The organism is Pedobacter rhodius (assembly GCF_027213645.1).
GTDB lineage: Bacteria > Bacteroidota > Bacteroidia > Sphingobacteriales > Sphingobacteriaceae > Pedobacter > Pedobacter rhodius.
In genome coordinates this window covers 655991-674833 of the sequence record NZ_JAPWGL010000002.1, presented here as the reverse complement: position 1 = coordinate 674833, position 18843 = coordinate 655991, and the positions used below count along the sequence as shown (strand labels likewise).

12 protein-coding genes are annotated in these 18843 nt (G+C 37.0%); 2 read left to right on the top strand and 10 right to left on the bottom strand.

The annotated features are described in order from the left end of the window. Positions 1–114: 114 nt before the first annotated feature. The 8 genes from O0931_RS08270 to lpdA form a co-directional block, all read right to left on the bottom strand. Positions 115–1098: a transglutaminase family protein gene (locus tag O0931_RS08270; protein WP_269415093.1), complete on the bottom strand. Its 984-nt coding sequence runs from the start codon at positions 1096–1098 to the stop codon at positions 115–117. A gap of 51 nt (positions 1099–1149) precedes the next feature. Next, positions 1150–2085: an alpha-E domain-containing protein gene (locus tag O0931_RS08265; protein WP_269415092.1), complete on the bottom strand. Its 936-nt coding sequence runs from the start codon at positions 2083–2085 to the stop codon at positions 1150–1152. 9 nt (positions 2086–2094) lie between these two features. Next, complete coding sequence (locus O0931_RS08260) at positions 2095–3543, bottom strand: circularly permuted type 2 ATP-grasp protein (protein ID WP_269415091.1); 1449 nt, start codon at positions 3541–3543, stop codon at positions 2095–2097. An 880-nt stretch (positions 3544–4423) separates the two neighbouring features. After that, positions 4424–4951, bottom strand: a complete 528-nt coding sequence (locus tag O0931_RS08255) for a ferritin (protein ID WP_269415090.1) — start codon at positions 4949–4951, stop codon at positions 4424–4426. A 351-nt stretch (positions 4952–5302) separates the two neighbouring features. Continuing rightward, positions 5303–5662, bottom strand: a complete 360-nt coding sequence (locus tag O0931_RS08250; RefSeq protein WP_269415089.1) for a hypothetical protein — start codon at positions 5660–5662, stop codon at positions 5303–5305. A 91-nt stretch (positions 5663–5753) separates the two neighbouring features. Next, positions 5754–7127: a hypothetical protein gene (locus O0931_RS08245; RefSeq protein ID WP_269415088.1), complete on the bottom strand. Its 1374-nt coding sequence runs from the start codon at positions 7125–7127 to the stop codon at positions 5754–5756. Between the two features lie 59 nt (positions 7128–7186). Then, a complete protein-coding gene (locus O0931_RS08240) occupies positions 7187–8026 on the bottom strand; it encodes an MBL fold metallo-hydrolase (protein WP_269415087.1) in 840 nt (279 codons plus the stop codon). Positions 8027–8198: 172 nt separating this feature from the next. Then, the gene (gene lpdA, locus O0931_RS08235) at positions 8199–9587 is read right to left on the bottom strand and encodes a dihydrolipoyl dehydrogenase (protein ID WP_269415086.1); all 1389 of its coding nucleotides are present in this window, start codon (positions 9585–9587) and stop codon (positions 8199–8201) included. A 669-nt stretch (positions 9588–10256) separates the two neighbouring features. Between lpdA and O0931_RS08230 the strand changes: the two genes are divergently transcribed. Continuing rightward, positions 10257–13652: a TonB-dependent receptor gene (locus tag O0931_RS08230; RefSeq protein ID WP_269415085.1), complete on the top strand. Its 3396-nt coding sequence runs from the start codon at positions 10257–10259 to the stop codon at positions 13650–13652. A 322-nt stretch (positions 13653–13974) separates the two neighbouring features. On the opposite strand, the gene O0931_RS08225 is transcribed toward O0931_RS08230, so the two are convergent. Together O0931_RS08225 and O0931_RS08220 are read right to left on the bottom strand one after the other, a co-directional pair. Further along, on the bottom strand, positions 13975–15156 hold the full coding sequence (locus tag O0931_RS08225) for an AIR synthase related protein (RefSeq protein WP_269415084.1): 1182 nt from the start codon (positions 15154–15156) through the stop codon (positions 13975–13977). A gap of 406 nt (positions 15157–15562) precedes the next feature. Continuing rightward, positions 15563–17737 (bottom strand): glutamine synthetase III family protein, encoded by a 2175-nt coding sequence (locus O0931_RS08220; protein ID WP_269415083.1) that lies wholly within the window; start codon positions 17735–17737, stop codon positions 15563–15565. Positions 17738–17938: 201 nt separating this feature from the next. On the opposite strand from O0931_RS08220, the gene O0931_RS08215 reads away from it, so the two are divergent. Beyond that, complete coding sequence (locus O0931_RS08215; RefSeq protein WP_269415082.1) at positions 17939–18778, top strand: energy transducer TonB; 840 nt, start codon at positions 17939–17941, stop codon at positions 18776–18778. Positions 18779–18843 lie beyond the last annotated feature (65 nt).

Genomic DNA, 18843 nt, shown 5'->3' with positions numbered 1-18843 from the left:
CTTTACGAAAGCATTAACAACCTAAATAGCAAGGTGGAAAGAAATTTGTCAACGCTTACGTATCCTTTATCTGGTTATTATTGTTTTAGAATCCTATTAATCCTAAAATCCTGGTTATTGTTGCTGTTGTTGCATCGCTTCCATATACTGCTGGTAGCTATTTTGCTTTCTTGCTGTTGTAACGGTTGCCGAAGGTTTTGAATAGTTCACTTCTTTAGGCTGGAAGTAATTTTCATTTTCAATGAAATCCTCGTCATTATAACCAACAGAGACGTTAACCTCCATAATATGTTCGAAACCACCTTTGTACACTCCTTTAACCGGTGAACAGTCGGTAAAATTTCTTCCAACCGCCAAACGTACATGGTTTTCATTTGCGATGCAGTTGTTTGTCGGATCTAAACCAAGCCATCCATATTCGGGCAGATAAGCTTCTGCCCAGGCGTGTGTTGCACCTTCGCCACGCATGCCATCTCTATTTGGGCAAATATACCCGCTAACATAACGGGCAGGAATGCCGGTTAAACGCAACATCGCGGTTAGTACATGTGCAAAATCCTGACAAACGCCTGCCTTCAAATTCATGATTTCTTCAATGGTCGTATCCACCGCTGTAATGCCTTTTATGTATTCGAAATTATGAAATACATGAGCGCAATATTTTATTGAAGTTTGGTATGGCGTGTCGTCATCTTGTTTAATAGATAAAGCGGTTTCCTTTAACTGGTTAATGCCTTCAAAAACTTCCTGGCGTAAATAATCAATGTAGGGCACTTCATATTTGATGGCTTCCAGACTATTCCATTGCTCGCTGCTAAACATATCATCCTGAGGCAAAGGTTTGGCAAAAGTTTCTACACTTACCTTCGAAAAGATTTTTAATTGATTATGCGGTTCATTCTGTGTGAAAGTGCCAACCTCATTGCCGTAATAATCTAAAAATATTTCTATTTCAGGACTTCCTGATATGTTTAAATCATGTTGAATTACTTTTTGAAAATCATCTTTTATCGGGAAAAGGATAATTTGATTTGCGCTATCCCGAACAGGCAATTCGTATTTGTAATTGGTAATGTGTTTGATTTTGAAAATAGGCATAAATACTTTTATTTATTCGGTTTGTATCCGGACTAACCGGGATGATGATAATTATGAATTTGCAAAATAATATTCATTTAAAGCATTTCCGATGCCGAAAAGTTCGGCCCTGATTTGCGTTAAATAGTCGTGTAATTGTTCTTCGCCCATTGTATTTACAGAACTATAGGTAATCATACTTCGTAAACGTCCTATTTTAAAAGACAGGTTGTTGTAATGTTCAATGTTGTTTTCACTTTTTAAGCGTCCGAAATACCGCTCAATGTTATGCATGGAATAAAGTGCCGAACGGGGGAAATCATTATTCAGCATTACCAGTTCAATAATATTTTTGGCGTCAAAGCCCTGGCGATAAGTTTTCAGGTATAACTCGTATCCGCCCAGCGATAAAAGCAAGTGTTTCCAGTAGGCAATATCTGTTAATAAATCAGGATTAGTACTGATAGAACTGAATTTGATGTCCAGAATATCTATGGATTGGATACTTCTTTCCAGGTGTTTTCCAATTTTCATAAAGCTCCTGCTTTCACCACGTTCCATCGTGCTGTCGGCTGTTCCGTGGTAGAGCATCACCTGTTTAATCAGGCTATCCAGCGCCGTTATCGGGTCATCTTTTTGAACATACCATAATAGTTTTTCATCTTTAACGGTGTGGTAATACTCGTTTAAACATTGCCATAAATCTTTCGGAATATGTTCCTGAACGCTTCTCGCATTTTCACGCGCCAGCGTAATAATATTTAAAATTGAGTTGGGGTTTTCCCGGTTCAGCAAAAGGTATTCAATTACGGCACGGCTATCGTGCTGAATATTTAACAGTTCATTTTCATCATCAGAAGAAAAAATCCTGATAACCGGTTTCCAGGTAAATTCTTGAATGGTATCCTGAGATGAGGCATAATTTATTTTTAACATGCGCAGCATACCATCGCTGCGCTCTACATACCTGCTTAACCAATATAAACTTGAAGCTACTCTACTTAACATATTCGTCTACTAAGAAGTTAAAACCCATGTATCTTTACTGCCGCCACCCTGCGAACTGTTTACCACCAGTGAGCCTTCTTTTAAAGCAACACGGGTTAGTCCGCCCGGAACAATTGAAATGCCATCCGGTCCGTTTAATGCGAAAGGCCTTAAGTCTATCCGTCGCGGTGAAAGATTCCCGTTAATAAAACATGGAGCAGAAGAAAGGCTGATGGTTGGCTGGGCAATAAAATTTCTCGGGTCTTTTAAAATTTCGAGTTTATATGCTTCTGTTTCTTTTTCGTCTGCAGCGTGCCCCATCAACATACCATAACCACCACTGCCATTGGTTTTTTTTATTACCATTTTATTAATGTTTTGAAAAACATAGTCGAGTTCATCGCGATTGCTTAACTGGTAAGTTGGTACATTTTTCAGTAGGGGTTCTTCATTCAGGTAATATCTAATCATTTCGGGCACATAGGTGTAAACCGCTTTATCATCGGCAACACCATTGCCAACCGCATTTACAATGGCTACATTTCCTTTCCGGTAGGCACCCATTAAGCCGGCCACGCCCAAAACACTATTCGGGTTAAATGCCAGCGGATCTAAATAATCATCATCTACCCGGCGATAAATCACATCAATTTGTTGCAAACCAGTAGTTGTTTTCATAAAAACCTTTTGGTTTTTTACAACTAAATCACGTCCTTCAACCAATTCTACGCCCATTAACCTGGCTAACGTGGTGTGTTCATAGTAAGCAGAATTGTACATACCCGGACTCAACATTACAATGGTGGGATTGGATACGGCTCTAGGCGAAAGCGCCAATAAGTTTCTATATAGAATTGCAGGATATTCTGTTACACTTCTTACACCACATTGCGGAATAAGATCAGGAAAAAGCCTTTTGGTAATTTCGCGGTTTTCCAGCATGTAGCTTACACCGGAAGGCGTACGTAAATTATCTTCCAGCACGTAGAATGTTCCGTCGTGGTCACGAATTAAATCGATGCCTGCGATATGGATATAAATGTCGTGCAATACATTTACATTGTGCATTTCCCGCAGAAAATGGGGGCAGGAATAGATTACATTAATCGGAACGATTTTATCCTTTAAAATGAATTGATTGCTGTAAACATCTTTAAGAAAAAGGTTCAGTGCTTTTAATCGTTGTTTAATTCCTTTTTCAATGAACGACCATTCGCTTGAGGTGATGATACGGGGGATAATATCAAAGGGAAAGATTTTTTCGATTCCTTCGCCACTATCATAAACTGTAAAGGTAATGCCCTGACTCATGAAGAGTTTTTTTGCCAGTTCTTCCTTCTTATTTAAATTTTCTAAAGACTCCCTGGAAAAATTATTGATGAAATTTGAATAGTGATCTCTGAAATGATCGCCGGAAAAGAACATTTCATCATATGTATTGGGGTGATTTAAGTAATTTTTTATAAAATTTTCTATCATTTGACTTAAATATTTGATTAAAGTATGATTTTGAAATCAAAAAATACATTTTTTTGAATAAAAATATAATTTTACACCTTTTTTTAAAGAATGATATTAAATTTTTTAGCTGATTTATAAGTAATTATAGTTTTTGTTAAAAAATATTTTACTTTTTTGCATTTTTTTCTTGCTAAAATGAATAATGTTCGTACATTTGTAATGCTCGTTAATTATTATTATATATTTGGTTTAAAAAAAGCGCTGGTAACGGCGCTTTTTTTATAAAGCTTTAAAAGAATATTCATAATCAACATAAACCAAACAACCTAAACTAACCAAAGGCTTCCTTTTTAAGGAAGCCTTTTTTCGTTAATGGTTTCGACAGGTTTATTATACTGCTTATTGCATATCTTATTTTGCGGGAATGAAAGGTTGCTTTGTCATGCTTCTTTAATAACATGTTGTAGAGTGCCAATAACAACTTCCAGAGAACGTTATTGAGAACGGAAGGTTTTGGGCTATTTGGGCGTGTGAAGCAATCTTTTTGGTAATAGAGCGCATTAACCAATAGCATGAAAGATTGCTTTGTCGTTCCTCCTCGCAATGACGACTTTTTGAGATCGTTATTGTGAAGAGGCTTCTTCAGCCGGGGAAGCAATCTTTCATACTGCGTTTTTTTCTGTCAAATAGATTGCTTGCCTGCGGAAGGCAGCGTCGTTACACCTAATTGCATCCGATAGCTATCGCAAATGACGACATTTAGGGAGAATCCCGGCGTTGACAAATTCCTTGCCATTTAAATTTGTCAATGCTAGTGTAAAATGGGCTAATTGATTTAAAAGCAAAAAAGCTACCTTAATTTACATCAAGATAGCTTTTTAAATATTTGTTTTGTTTGTTATTGTTCTGAATAAGAGATTTTGTTAACGTGTTTGTCAATTTCCCATCTTCCTGTTCCTTCTTCGCCAATGACTTCAAATAACTCTAAAGCACGACGCGCTTTATATTCTTCTTCACGTTGTTCTTTTAAGAACCAGTTTAGAAATTCCATTGTAACAAAATCCTGTTCTTTCTGACATTTAGAATAGATGTTTTTGAAACTCTGTGTAATGGCAATTTCTGCTTCCAGAGCATCTTCAAAAACTTCCCTGAAGCCTGCGAAGTCGGTTTTAATTCCGGTAACTTCCGGAGATACTGCGTTTCCACCCATATCTAAAACGTATTTAAACAATTTTAACTGGTGCATTCTTTCTTCTTCAGATTGTTTTGTAAAGTAATCTGCAGAAAAATCGTAACCATTCTGGTTACACCATGATGCCATTGATAAATATAGAGATGAAGAATGAGCTTCTTTTTTAATTTGCTGATTTAAGAGTGTTTCAATATCCTGCGATATTAAACATTTGATACGCATTAGATCTTTCATGTTGCTGTGCTTTAATAACAATACAAATGTAAAGCGAATTTGTTCAGCAGAACAATTTATTTGCAATATGAAATTAGTCTAAATTGCTGATAAGTAAGTATTTATAATCAGTTTAAATAAGAACGGGGATTGATGGGAAATGGATGATGGGAAACGGAAGATGGATTAGGTAAGATGGAAGATGGGTTAGGTAAGATGGAAGATGTGTTAGGTGGGATGGAAGATGGATTAGGTAAGATGGAAGATGGATCAGGTGAGATGAAAGATAGTGTGGGGTGTAGATGAGGTTAATGCAATCGCTGGTATTCCATTATCCATTTTACATTTTCCATTATACATTATACCTTTCCCCTAAACAACAAGCCTGTTCAAGCAATCATTAACCATATGGTTCAGCTTAAACATGGTGAAAGTACCTTGCAATAAATCTTTTAATGCTACAATTTCTAAAGCGCTCAAAAGATAAATATGCTCACATCCGTTAAAGGTTACCAATTCAAAATCAGCCCGGTGTGTATTCAATAATAAGGCTTCAATATCAATGTCTTCGATAACCTTTTTTAATTTCTGAAGGGAAATGCAATTATACCTGGCAAATTTTCCACCGAAATCAATGTAAAAGCAATTCAGTTTATCTGACTGATAAATAGAACCCTGAGCATTTGAGTATACGTTAATCAGTTCGTTAATATTTATACATGCTTTTTCCATCGGTACAAAAATTGGTATTATTTAGATTAAATACAAATAAAAAGTGAAATAAATTTAATCAACAATACTTACTTATAGCCGGTATAAAAATTTAGTTGTCGGCACCTATGCCCGCAACTTTTGATTTAAATGTTTTCAAGTCGGTAACTGCATCCTCCCATCGGGTAAAATATTTGTTATTGTAATAATATTTACTTTCCTTTTCTTTTGGGAAGTTTGGCAGGATTGGTGGTTTAGCATCGCCACTGGCATAATTAATCATCGTTGTTATGCCATCTTTTGAAGTTGTGGTTAAATCGAAACCCAGGTTATTATAAAACCACACTTCACCGCCGGGATGGTAAATATCCAGAATCTGGCCTTCCCAGTCTTTTGCGGTATTCATTGTGCCGACGGTATTATTATAAACTTTTGCATTGGCAAAGGTTGTTTTACCTGGCTGATACAACCAGCGCATTTCCTGAATTTCGAATCCGGAATATTTGCGGGTGTTAAAACAAATGTTGTTATATATTTCTATAGTTGCCGGTGTATTTCCCCTCGAAAAAGCCCATGCCCGAATACTATTCCCCTGGTAGTTCGTAAATTTATTATCATGGAACTTCCCGTTCCCCTGCATTTCGAAAATGCCATTATGGTTATTTTGATTTGCATTTAAACTGTCTGCCAGATTATGGTGAATGTCATAATCCCAGGCATTATGCGCTTCGAAAACTTTACCCGTAGCTGGTGAATTCCTGAATGTATTGTATGCGATTTCAATATTTTTAAATACGCCGCTATCTTCCGTTGCATTCAGATTTCCGCCCAGGAATATCGGGCCGCTATTTTCGAATGTACAGTTCATGAGTTTGAAGCCATTATTTAATGAGGATTCTTTTCCATCATAACCCCCGATATGTTCCGAGAAAATTGCGTAGTCGCCGCAGTTTATAAATTTAGTATTGAAAATTTGAAAGTTATTTAATTCAAAAGAAAACTTTAATGCCCTGTTTTTGGTGTTCTTAATTTCACCACCATAAATTTTCAGACCCGTACCAGCGCCAAAAATGAAGTTACAATTATCAAATGTAGACCCGGTTAAATCCAGTACTACATTCTCTAATGGTTCAAAACTGTAAAAAGTAACATTGCTATAATTGGAGGGATTAATTTTTATCAGGGTTGATTTACTTATGTTTGCTAATTTAAATTCGCCATCATTTTTTAAGGAAATATTCTCGTAAATCCCTGCCGGGGGTGAGAAGACCGGCTTTGTTTCCTTATGCACCAAAGCATATGCCTTTTCGTAAGCTGCCTTTCTTGCGGCCGCCGTATTGACGCCTTTTAATTTTATGACAACACCATCAACATAAGTTATGATATAATCTGGTTTTGATACTATTGATTTTATTGCCGGTGGCGTTTGTGCCATCAGGTTTACCGAAATGAATAATGCGATGACCAATAAAAATATTTTTCTCATTTAGATAAGATGACTAGGTATTATGGAGATCGTTCACCAATCGCTTATTACAGGAAGTATTAAATATCACTGAGGTTAAAAGTTTCTTTAACCCGGATGCCTTTTTCGGTTCTTTGTACGGTGCAGCATTCGTTAACCGGATCGTGTTCTAAATACAGAATATATTCCTTATCGACAGCTTCTTCCAAAAAGGCCTGTTTTTCTGTCAATGTTTTTAAAGGGAACATATCATAGGCCATAACATAGGGAAGGGGTAAATGCCCGACAGAAGGTAGCAAATCGGCCATGTAAACAATGATTTTGCCTTTATAGCTTATTTTGGGCAGCATCATGGCATCCGTGTGTCCATAGGCGAAACTGATGTTTATATCCTGTTGCCAGGCTATATTTTCTTTTTCTTCTACAAATTTTAGCTGCCCGCTTTCCTGAATTGGCAATATATTTTCTTTTAAGAAAGATGCTTTTTCTCTTGCATTAGGTTCTACAGCCCATTGCCAGTGTTTTTCATTGCTCCAATAAGTTGCATTTTGAAAAGCCGGCACCAATTTTTCATTATCTCTTACCACTGCACCGCCAACATGATCAAAATGCAGATGCGTCAGGAATACGTCCGTAATGTCGGCCATAGAAAAACCAAGTGCAGCCAAAGATTTTTTCAGACTGTCATCGCCATGCAGATTATAATGGCTGAAAAATTTCTCATCCTGCTTATTCCCGATTCCTGTATCAATTAACATGAGCTTATTTCCGTCTTCAATTAAAAGACAGCGCATTGCCCAGGTACACAGGTTGCTGGCATCGGCCGGATTTGTTTTTTGCCAGATTACTTTTGGTACAACGCCAAACATAGCGCCACCATCGAGTTTAAATAAGCCTGTATTTATGGTGTGAAGTTTCATTTTTTTTTATCTAGTATCAAGTATTAAGTATCAAGTATCAAGTAGCAAGTAGCAAGTATACAGATTGGCTAAAAATAAGAAAACCCTTCAGAACTATCTAAAGGGTTTTAATAAATTATGATAAGCCGTAATTTTTCTCCAGCTTTTAGCTTTGGTCTTTTAGCTTTAAACCTTATAGGTGTATCACTTCTCCGTACGCATCGGCAGCGGCTTCCATAATGGCTTCGCTCATGGTTGGGTGCGGGTGAACCGATTTTATCATTTCATGACCGGTTGTTTCCAGTTTACGGGCAACAACAATTTCGGCAATCATTTCGGTAACATTCGCGCCAATCATGTGGGCACCTAATAATTCGCCATATTTCGCATCAAAAATTAATTTAATGAAACCATCTTTGGCACCGGCAGCACTTGCCTTACCTGAAGCAGAAAATGGGAATTTGCCGATTTTTAATTCATAGCCGGCTGCTTTTGCAGCTTTTTCTGTATAACCTACAGATGCAATTTCCGGTGTGCAATACGTACATCCCGGGATATTGTTGTAATCTAAAGGTTCAACATGCTGACCAGCAATTTTTTCTACACAGATAATACCTTCTGCAGAAGCAACGTGTGCTAAAGCTTGTCCGCCAACGGCATCACCAATTGCGTAATAACCTTTTACGGAAGTATTGTAAAATTCGTCGGTAACAATTTTTCCTTTATCCGTTTTGATGCCGGTTTCTTCTAAACCAATGTTTTCGATGTTGGCAACAATACCTGCAGCTGAAAGCACGATATCTGCTTCGATGGTTTGCATACCCGATGCTGTTTTAACCGAAACCTTGCAGCCAGCACCGCTGGTATCAACTGATTCAACCGAAGCTGAAGTCATTACATCGATGCCGATTTTCTTTAAGCTACGTAATAATTGTTTCGAAATGTCTTCATCTTCTACCGGAACAACGTTTTCCATAAATTCTACAATAGTAACCTTGGTGCCCATTGTTGCATAAAAGTAAGCGAATTCAACCCCGATAGCACCAGAACCTACAACAACCATGCTTTTTGGTAATTCTGGTAAAACCATTGCCTGGCGGTAACCGATTATTTTTTTACCATCTTGTTTCAGGTTAGGTAATTCTCTTGAACGGGCACCTGTAGCGATAATAATATTCTTTGCAGTCAATTCTTTTTGGGAACCATCTGCACCCTTAACTTCTAATTTATTACCTGGTTTTACTTTACCGGTACCCATAACTACGTCAATTTTATTTTTTTTCATTAAAAATTGAACGCCTTTACTCATACCGTCGGCAACACCACGGCTACGTTTTACGACTGCAGCAAAATCTGCTGTTGCACCTGACGTTGTAATCCCGTAATCAGCTGCATGGTTAATGTATTCGAAAACCTGAGCGCTTTTTAAAAGTGCTTTGGTTGGTATACAGCCCCAGTTTAAACATATACCACCAAGTGATTCACGCTCAACAATAGCAACTTTTAGTCCTAATTGTGAGGCTCTGATTGCAGCTACATAACCACCCGGGCCGCTGCCTAAAACAATAACGTCGTAGTTCATATCTATATTAAAGAGATTTCTTTTAATTGTTATTTAATTTGTAACATTTGGTAAAGGTATCTCTGCCCGTTGCAGGTTAACCCTCATCAATTTTAAATATTCGTATCACTCCGGTAATGAATTTTTAATCCCTACCAACCGTCAAAACTAAAAAAAAAATGTTAATTGGTTTGGTGATTATTCAGATAGCTTGTCAAAAAACTAAAAATTGACATTCTTATCCTATTTCAAAGGCTTTAACTAAAGCATTTTATGGTTACGCCTGCATAATTAGCGCGAATACAGGTTTTATCCCGGCAGAATCGTTTTTAAAATCCGCCATTCAAAAGGCGATAGCGTTTAAAATTTTGTGAAATAAACTGTATTATATTGTATTCAGGATAAAATTTACCTGCCTTTTTTCGATAATTTTATTAATAAAGTTGATTTTGTGCCTTTTTTCAAAGTAAAGTCAGTGTTTTTTGTTAAAAATTTACTTTTTCAATTAAAGTATTGATAAGGTGAAAGTTATGCGGGTCGAAATGGGTGTTAATTGTTGAAAAGTTTTGCTCTGGTTAACAATAAATTAACATTGAATGTTAAAATGTGTTAAAAATTAATAAGTACATTTGCAGCATAAAATTTTTGCTGATTTACTATTCAAAAAAAAACAAATTAAAAAATCAACGTATGAAAAAATCTTTACTATTAAGATTATTACTTGTTATTGTGGCTTTTGTAGGAATTACCCTAAGTGTTCAGGCACAGGTAACCACATCATCAATGACAGGAACGATTAAGGATGACAAGGGTACCTTACCCGGTGCGAGCATTAAAGCGACACACACGCCTACAGGTACGGTGTACACTGTATCAACCAACAACGACGGACGTTTTACCATTGGTGGTATGCGTGTTGGTGGCCCTTACACCGTAGAAATTAGTTTTGTAGGTTATAAGCCGGCAAAATTAACTGAAGTTTACCTCAAATTAGGTGAACCTTATGTTTTAAATACAACATTAGTCGATAACAGTTCTACCTTATCGGAAGTAAAAATCGTTGGTCAGGGATCAAATGCGATTTTAAACTCTAATAAAAATGGTACCTCAACTGTAATCAATAAAGCACAAATTCAAAGTTTGCCTACAATTACCCGTAGTGTTAACGATTTAACCCGTTTAACACCACAGGCTAATGGCCAATCAATAGGTGGTGGTAACTACCGTTCAAATAACTTTACAGTGGATGGAGCTAACTTTAATAACCAGTTTGGTATTGGTCAGAACATTCCAGCGAATGGTTCTCCCATTTCTATAGATGCATTAGAGCAAATTTCCATTAACGTTACGCCTTATGATGCCCGTCAAACCGGTTTTACTGGTGGTTCGGTAACTGCTGTAACCCGTTCTGGTACGAATACTTTCTCTGGTAATGCTTTCTATACCATGCGTGGTGAAGATAATCAGGGAAAAAGAATTGGCGAAACATTTAGACTTGGTACACTTCAAAAATTAGATGAAAAAAACTATGGATTTAGTTTAGGTGGTCCGATTATCAAGGATAAATTGTTCTTCTTTGTTAACTATGAGAAAAAACACACTATTCAACCGGGAACTCAACGTATTGCTGCAAACGCTTCAACGCCATATAGTGCGGCAAATCCAAATGTTGTTCAAGCAACTGAGGGATTTTTAAACCAAGTTAGTTCATATTTATTGAATACTTATGGTTATGCAACTGGTCCTTATCAAGGTTATTCTAATGTAAGTGATAATGAAAAAATGTTTGCCCGCTTAGATTGGAATGTTAGTAAAAATCATCGTTTTAGCGTTCGCTATAATCAAGTAGAGAGTAAGACGCCTGCTTCCGCCAGTACATCAACTGGAGGTTCTCCGATTGGCTCGTTAACTGGTTATGCTTATGCAAATACTAGATCTGGTACAGCTAGAAATTCTGGTTTACCTTTTTTTAATTCGAATTATTACCAGGCAGCTAATTTATATTCTGGTGTAGCTGAGTTAAACTCTAACTTTGGTAGTAAAGTTACCAACGTTTTGAGAGCAACTTATTCCCACCAAAACGATCCTCGTACTACAGATGGTTCTCCCTTCCCTTTAGTTGATATATTAGATGGTGTTCCAACTAATAATACCAACTTAGGAAGTGTTTTAACAACCTTTGGCTACGAGCCATTTTCTTATGGTAATTTAAGGGATGTTACTTCTTACACTTACAGTGATGATTTAAGTTTAGCCTTAGGTAAGCATAATTTAACATTAGGTGTTCAAGCTGAATATAGTACTACTAAAAACGGTTTTCAACGTTTCGGAACTGGTTTTTATACGTTCAGAACATGGAATGACTTTATCACAAATCAAAGACCAGCACAATATACAGTAACTTATCCTTTAACTGCTGATGGTTCTCAGGCTTTCCCTAGCTTCAAATTTGCACAGTATTCTGCTTATCTGCAAGATGAATTTACGGTAACTGATAGGTTGAAGTTAACTGCAGGTTTACGGGTTGAGCAGGCTAGCTATCCTGATGTAACAGAAGTTAGAACCCATCCATTAGTTGCGGGTTTAAATTTTGGAGGACAAAGAGTTGATACCGGTCTTTTACCAGAAAATAAAGTTTCTTTCTCACCTCGTTTCGGTTTTAACTGGGATGTAATGGGCGACCGTTCTTTCCAGGTTAGAGGTGGTTCGGGTATCTTTACAGGTCGTATTCCTTTTGTATGGATTGTTTCTCAATCCGGAGATGCAGGTTTAATTCAATATACACAAAGTTATGTTGGTAATGCAGCTCCGTTATTTAATCCATCAATAGCCCCACAGTTAACAACTGCTGCTCCTCCAGCTGGAAGTTCAATCCCATCTTCAGGTATTAGTGTAATGGACCCTAACTTGAAATTTCCTCAAACCTGGAAATCAAGTTTAGCATTTGATGTAAAATTACCGGGAGGAATTGTTGGAACATTAGAAGGTATCTACGGACGTGACCTGAATGTAGCTTTTGCCAGAAATTTAAACTTAGTTAATCCAAGTATTCAGATTTCAGGATATGGTGATACAAGATTATTCTATCCGGTGAGTAATTCAGATAAATATTACAACCCTATTAATGCGGCTGGTTTACCGGTTGCTCAAGGAACTCCAAGTGGTGGTGCTAACGGAACCGTTACCGGCTTTAATGCGATTCAAATGGGCAACGTAAAAGGTGGTTACAACTGGATGGCTACTGCTCAGTTAACTAAGCAGTTCTCGAATGGAATTTCAGCAATGATTGCTTATACGCGTTCAGACCAACGTAACTATGGAGATCAAAGTGGCGATCAACTAGCTAACTTATGGTCATTACCACAAACTTCTGGTAATCCAAATATCCCGACTTTAAGCTATTCAAGTAACTTAAATCCAGATAGAGTAATCGCTAATATTTCTTATAAAAAGGCATACTTCGGTAACTTGTCAACTTCATTTTCATTATTTTATGAAGGAAGTCAGCAGGGAAGATTCTCATATACCTATAATGGTGATTTTAATCGTGATGGTGTATCAGGAAATGATTTAATTTATATACCTAATCCAGGTGAATTGACCGCTGCTTCTTTTGTAGCTATTCCAGCTGGTACAACAAACTATTTAAGAGCATATAGTGCTCAAGAGCAGGCAGATATATTCGAAGCTTATATTAGTCAAGATAAATATCTAAGCAAAAACAGAGGTCGGTTTGCTGAACGTAATGGTGGTACATCTCCATGGAGAAATCAATTCGATTTCCGATTAACTCAAGAAGTTTTTAAAGATTTTGGTAAAACTAAGAATTCATTTCAGTTCACAGTTGACATCTTTAACGTTGGGAACTTACTGAACCGTAAATGGGGTAATGTTAACTTCGTTAATAATGCTGCTATTCTTGTGCCTCAAAATGTTACCGGTGCTAATCCAATTAGTGCGACAACAAAACCAACATTCAGAGTTGCAAACGCATCAGGTGATATTGTAAGAGATACTTTTGGTACATCACAAACCATTTTGTCTACTTACTATATGCAGTTTGGTGTTCGTTATAACTTTAACTAATATTTAACTTCAAGTATAAATCAAAGTCCCGATGCAAATCGGGACTTTTTTTATGTTTAAGTTTTCTGAAACGTTTTTTGTTGCAAGGGTAGAAAGCATAATTGTAGTACCTGCAATGGTTGCAAATACTAATGAAGGAAAAGGTGGAGGAGTTTTAGAATCATTTTCCTAAACACAGCAACAGTTCAACAAAATAAACTAGATTTTCTTTATCAGGAAAAGAAAGCTGATGGTGAAGAAAGTACCTTTCATAATTTTTGGAAAGCGCATAAAAAAGCCATACAGATTTAGTCTGTATGGCTTTTTTATATTTTAAATTCTATTAGTTATAAATAAAAGTACCCTTTTCGCTTTCTATCGTCACTTGTTTCTTATCGCTCTTTTCTACACGACCGATAATCTGTGCATCGATGTTAAAGCTTTTCGAAATCTCTATAATACTTTCAGCAATTTCTTCAGGAACATAAAGTTCCATTCTATGCCCCATATTAAATACTTTATACATTTCCTTCCAGTCTGTGCCGGATTCTTCCTGTATCAGCTTAAATAAAGGCGGAACCGCGAATAAGTTATCTTTTATTACATGGATGTCATCATTAACGAAATGCAATACCTTTGTTTGTGCACCACCGCTGCAATGTACAATACCGTCAATTTGATTACGGTAACTTTCTAATATTTTTTTAATAACCGGTGCGTAGGTGCGGGTAGGCGATAAGACTAACTGGCCTACAGTAATCGTTCCGAAGCCATCGATATCAATTTTATCCGTCAGGTTTTTATTACCTGAGAAAACCAAATCAAAGGGAACTGCTGAATCATAACTTTCAGGGTAGCTGTTGGCTACAGTTTTATTAAAAACATCATGACGGGCCGAGGTTAATCCGTTAGAACCCATCCCGCCGTTATACGCCGTTTCATAAGTTGCTTGTCCGTAGGATGCCAGTCCAACGATAACATTGCCTGGTTTAATATTATCATTACTTATGATTTCTTCACGTTTCAAACGACAGGTAACGGTAGAATCCACGATGATGGTTCTTACTAAATCGCCTACATCGGCCGTTTCGCCACCGGTTGAATAGATGGAAATGCCCTGTTCACGTAAATCGTTTAAAATCTCTTCAGTGCCGTTGATAACGGCTGCAATAACTTCGCCCGGAATTAAGTTTTTATTACGTCCGATGGTGGAGGATAACAGTATATTATCCGTAGCACCAACACAAATCAAATCATCGAGGTTCATGATAATAGCATCCTGCGCAATTCCTTTCCAAACAGAAATGTCGTTCGTTTCTTTCCAGTAAACGTATGCTAATGATGATTTGGTACCGGCACCATCAGCGTGCATAATGTTGCAATAATCTTCATCACCACCTAAAATATCAGGAATGATTTTGCAAAATGCTTTAGGGAAAATTCCTTTGTCGATATTTTTGATGGCATTGTGCACATCTTCTTTTGAGGCAGAAACGCCACGTTGATTGTACCTGTTATCACTCATGTTGGCGCAAAGATAGTGAATAGAGGTAAAAGGTAGAAGGTAAAAAGGTAAAAGGTTTTTAGCAGGGCGCAAAAAAGGTTAAAACTTCGGTGCTGGAGGTGGGGTTGATGTATTTCTTAATCTTAAAATCCTTAAATCCTGAAAATCCTATGTTTTTTTACCACCTAAGAACACCTAAGATTATATGCAATTAACTGAGTGTAGGACTTAAAATTAACCATATAAGAAATGTAAGAGCATTTAAGTTACAAGACGTTTTATTTAAAATTCTATCTTTTTCTAAATTCTAATACCCTTAAATTTTGGGCGCCTGAATCTTAAAATCCTTAAACCCTGAAAATCATGATCCAAAAAAGGGCGTAAAGTTTTCACCTTACGCCCCATACTTTAAACCTCTTGGCTTAGCTTATTTCATGAATAATAATTCTCTGAATTTTGGTAAAGGCCAAACGCTATCGTCAACAATCTGCTCTAATTTATCTGCATGGTAGCGGATAACCTCGAAGTAAGTTTTAACTTTCTCATCGTAAGCAATTGCTTTTTCACGGGTGTCTTCGATTTTGTTCGTTACTTTACGTTCTTCCAACATGGCATCGATATTGGTTTTAACGATTTCTAAATGCTCATTTACCTTTTTAACGATATCGATAGAAACTTTACTGTCTACACCAATTTCTTTTAATCCTTTAACATTAGCAATCAACGAATTTTGATAAGCAATTGCAGCAGGAATAATTGAAGTGTTTGCAACTTCGCCCATTACACGAGCTTCGATTTGGAGTTTTTTGTAGAAGTTTTCCAACATGATTTCATGACGGGCATGAATTTCACGTTTGCTGTAAATACCGGTTGCGTTAAATAACTCAGCTGATTTTTCAGTTAAGTAAGCATCTAAAGCTTTTGGTGTGGTTTTGATGTTTGATAAACCGCGTGCTGCAGCTTCATCTTCCCACTCCTGGCTATAACCATTGCCTTCGAAACGAATAGATTTCGATTCTTTAATGTATTTTTTAATTACGGTTAGTAAAGCGATGTCTTTTTTATCACCTTTCTTGATTAATTTATCAACTTCCGTTTTAAATTTAACCAATTGCTCAGCCATAATTGCATTTAAGATGGTCATTGGTGCTGAAGAGTTCGCTGAAGAACCAACTGCTCTTAACTCAAATTTGTTACCTGTAAATGCGAAAGGAGAGGTACGGTTACGGTCAGTATTATCCAGTAAAATCTGAGGTATTTTAGGAATACCTAACCAAAGTGCATTATCTTCTTTAATTTTTTTGCTGATGCGTGAGTGCTCAATCTCATCTAATACATCGTTCAATTGAGAACCTAAGAAGATAGAGATAATTGCAGGTGGCGCTTCATTTGCACCTAAGCGGTGATCGTTGCTTACCGATGCAATACTTGCACGTAATAAATCTGCATGTTCGCTAACGGCTTTAATTGTGTTAACAAAGAAAGCAAGGAACATTAGATTATTTTTAGGTGTTTTACCTGGTGCCAATAAGTTTTTACCGGTATCCGTAATTAACGACCAGTTATTGTGTTTACCTGAACCATTGATGCCTGCGTATGGTTTTTCGTGTAATAAAACACGGAAATGGTGACGACGGGCAACTTTTTCCATCAAATCCATCAGTAATTGATTGTGGTCGATGGCTAAGTTGATTTCTTCATAAATAGGTGCACACTCGAATTGAGATGGCGCAACCTCGTTGTGACGGGTTTTTAAAGGGATACCTAATTTTAAAGCTTCGTTTTCGAAGTCTACCATGTACGTGAAAACACGCTCAGGAATAGAACCGAAATAATGATCTTCTAATTGCTGGCCTTTAGCAGACATGTGTCCGAATAAAGTACGGCCGGTTAACAATAAATCCGGACGGGCATTGAACAATGACTCATCAACTAGGAAATATTCCTGTTCGATACCTAAAGATGCATTTACTTTAGTAATGCTTTTATCGAAATATTGGCAAACATCTACAGCAGCTTTATCAAGCGCAGCTAATGCTTTTAACAAAGGTGCTTTATAATCCAAGGCTTCACCGGTATATGATACAAAAACTGTAGGGATACATAGTGTTTTACCTGCTTTACTTTCCATGATGAATGCAGGAGATGATGGATCCCATGCGGTGTAACCACGGGCTTCGAAAGTATTACGGATACCACCGTTCGGGAAACTGGATGCATCCGGTTCTTGCTGAACCAATGCACTGCCAGAAAATTTTTCGATGGCACCATCGCCGCTGGGTTCAAAAAATGAATCGTGCTTTTCTGCAGTTGTACCTGTTAAAGGCTGGAACCAGTGTGTATAATGCGTTGCACCTGCGCTCATTGCCCATGCCTTCATAGCTGTTGCAATTTGATTTGCGTCATCTGTGTTAATTAATTCACCCTGATTGATGGATGATATTAATTTCTCATACACGTCTTTAGATAAGAAATCTCTCATTTTTCTCTTATCAAATACATTAGAGCCAAAAAAGTCAGAAATTTTTGCTGATGGTGATTTAACTTCTGGTGAAATTCTGTTTTGAGCCTCTTTTAATGCGATGGTTCTTAAGCTTTTCATTAATTTGTTATGTTTTTTGTCAAAAATAGTATATTTTCTTAATTTTTATGAAACATTTTAGTTAAAATATTAAAAATTGTTGAAAATGAAATATAAAAATGTTTTTGAGCAGAAAAATTTCATTTTTCATAAATAATATAGATTTTTTAAAGTTTTATGGAATTGGTGCGTTTTTCACATCCTGATATAAAAACAAAAACTATGTTCAATTCATCAATTAATGTATACAAATTCGAGTGGCTCGAAATTGTATTCTCCGGCAGAAACAAAAGCTATGGGGCTTATGCGTTGAGATCGCAATCATCGTCAATTCTAACAAAAGCCTTATTTATGGCGAGTAGTGCTTTCGTACTGTTATTTATAAGTCCGATGGTTTATAGTAAGCTGTTTCCTGAACAAGTGGTCGCAACACCTGTTGCAAAGACAATCGATTTAACAGATGTTATTCACACCATGAAAAAACCAGAACCCGAAAAAAAGGCAGCCCCGGAAAAAGCCGAACCGGTAAAGGTTAAAACGGTTGCTTTACCATCAAATATCGTTGTAGTAGATAAAGTTGATTTACCTGAACCACCAACTATAAAAGAAACACAAGATGCTGTAATAAGTGATAAAACCCAGGACGGTGAAATTAAACCGAACCTGGTTATTAATACAAATACGGGAAACGGAGATGGAAATGCCGCGGTGAAAGATGGAAACGGCGCTAACAACGATAGCGAAATCTATATTGCCGCTGGAGTTGATGAATATCCTGAATTTGCCGGCGGTATGAAAGCCTGGGCAAAATATATGGAGCGTAATTTAAGATACCCATATAAAGCACAGGAAGAGGGGGTACAAGGAAAAGTCTTTGTAAGTTTTGTTGTAGAGAAAGATGGTTCCATAACTGATGTGCAGGTGTTGAAAGGCATCGGATTTGGCTGTGATGAAGAAGCGATGAAAGTAATTAAGAAATCGCCCTTGTGGAAACCCGGAAAAAATAAAGGCGTACCTGTACGGGTAAGGTATAATATGCCGATTAATTTCCAGATGATGTAAGGTGATGATGGATGGTGGAAGATGGATGATGGATGATGGGAGATGGAAGATGGGAAATGGATGAT

Excerpts from the sequence above, each read along its gene's own strand:
- O0931_RS08230 (WP_269415085.1), top strand. The coding sequence starts at position 10,257 with ATGAAAAAATCTTTACTATTAAGATTATTACTTGTTATTGTGGCTTTT.
- O0931_RS08250 (WP_269415089.1), bottom strand. The coding sequence starts at position 5,662 with ATGGAAAAAGCATGTATAAATATTAACGAACTGATTAACGTATACTCA.
- O0931_RS08240 (WP_269415087.1), bottom strand. The coding sequence starts at position 8,026 with ATGAAACTTCACACCATAAATACAGGCTTATTTAAACTCGATGGTGGC.
- O0931_RS08225 (WP_269415084.1), bottom strand. The coding sequence starts at position 15,156 with ATGAGTGATAACAGGTACAATCAACGTGGCGTTTCTGCCTCAAAAGAA.
- lpdA (WP_269415086.1), bottom strand. The coding sequence starts at position 9,587 with ATGAACTACGACGTTATTGTTTTAGGCAGCGGCCCGGGTGGTTATGTA.
- O0931_RS08260 (WP_269415091.1), bottom strand. The coding sequence starts at position 3,543 with ATGATAGAAAATTTTATAAAAAATTACTTAAATCACCCCAATACATAT.
- O0931_RS08215 (WP_269415082.1), top strand. The coding sequence starts at position 17,939 with ATGTTCAATTCATCAATTAATGTATACAAATTCGAGTGGCTCGAAATT.
- O0931_RS08270 (WP_269415093.1), bottom strand. The coding sequence starts at position 1,098 with ATGCCTATTTTCAAAATCAAACACATTACCAATTACAAATACGAATTG.
- O0931_RS08255 (WP_269415090.1), bottom strand. The coding sequence starts at position 4,951 with ATGAAAGATCTAATGCGTATCAAATGTTTAATATCGCAGGATATTGAA.
- O0931_RS08265 (WP_269415092.1), bottom strand. The coding sequence starts at position 2,085 with ATGTTAAGTAGAGTAGCTTCAAGTTTATATTGGTTAAGCAGGTATGTA.
- O0931_RS08245 (WP_269415088.1), bottom strand. The coding sequence starts at position 7,127 with ATGAGAAAAATATTTTTATTGGTCATCGCATTATTCATTTCGGTAAAC.
- O0931_RS08220 (WP_269415083.1), bottom strand. The coding sequence starts at position 17,737 with ATGAAAAGCTTAAGAACCATCGCATTAAAAGAGGCTCAAAACAGAATT.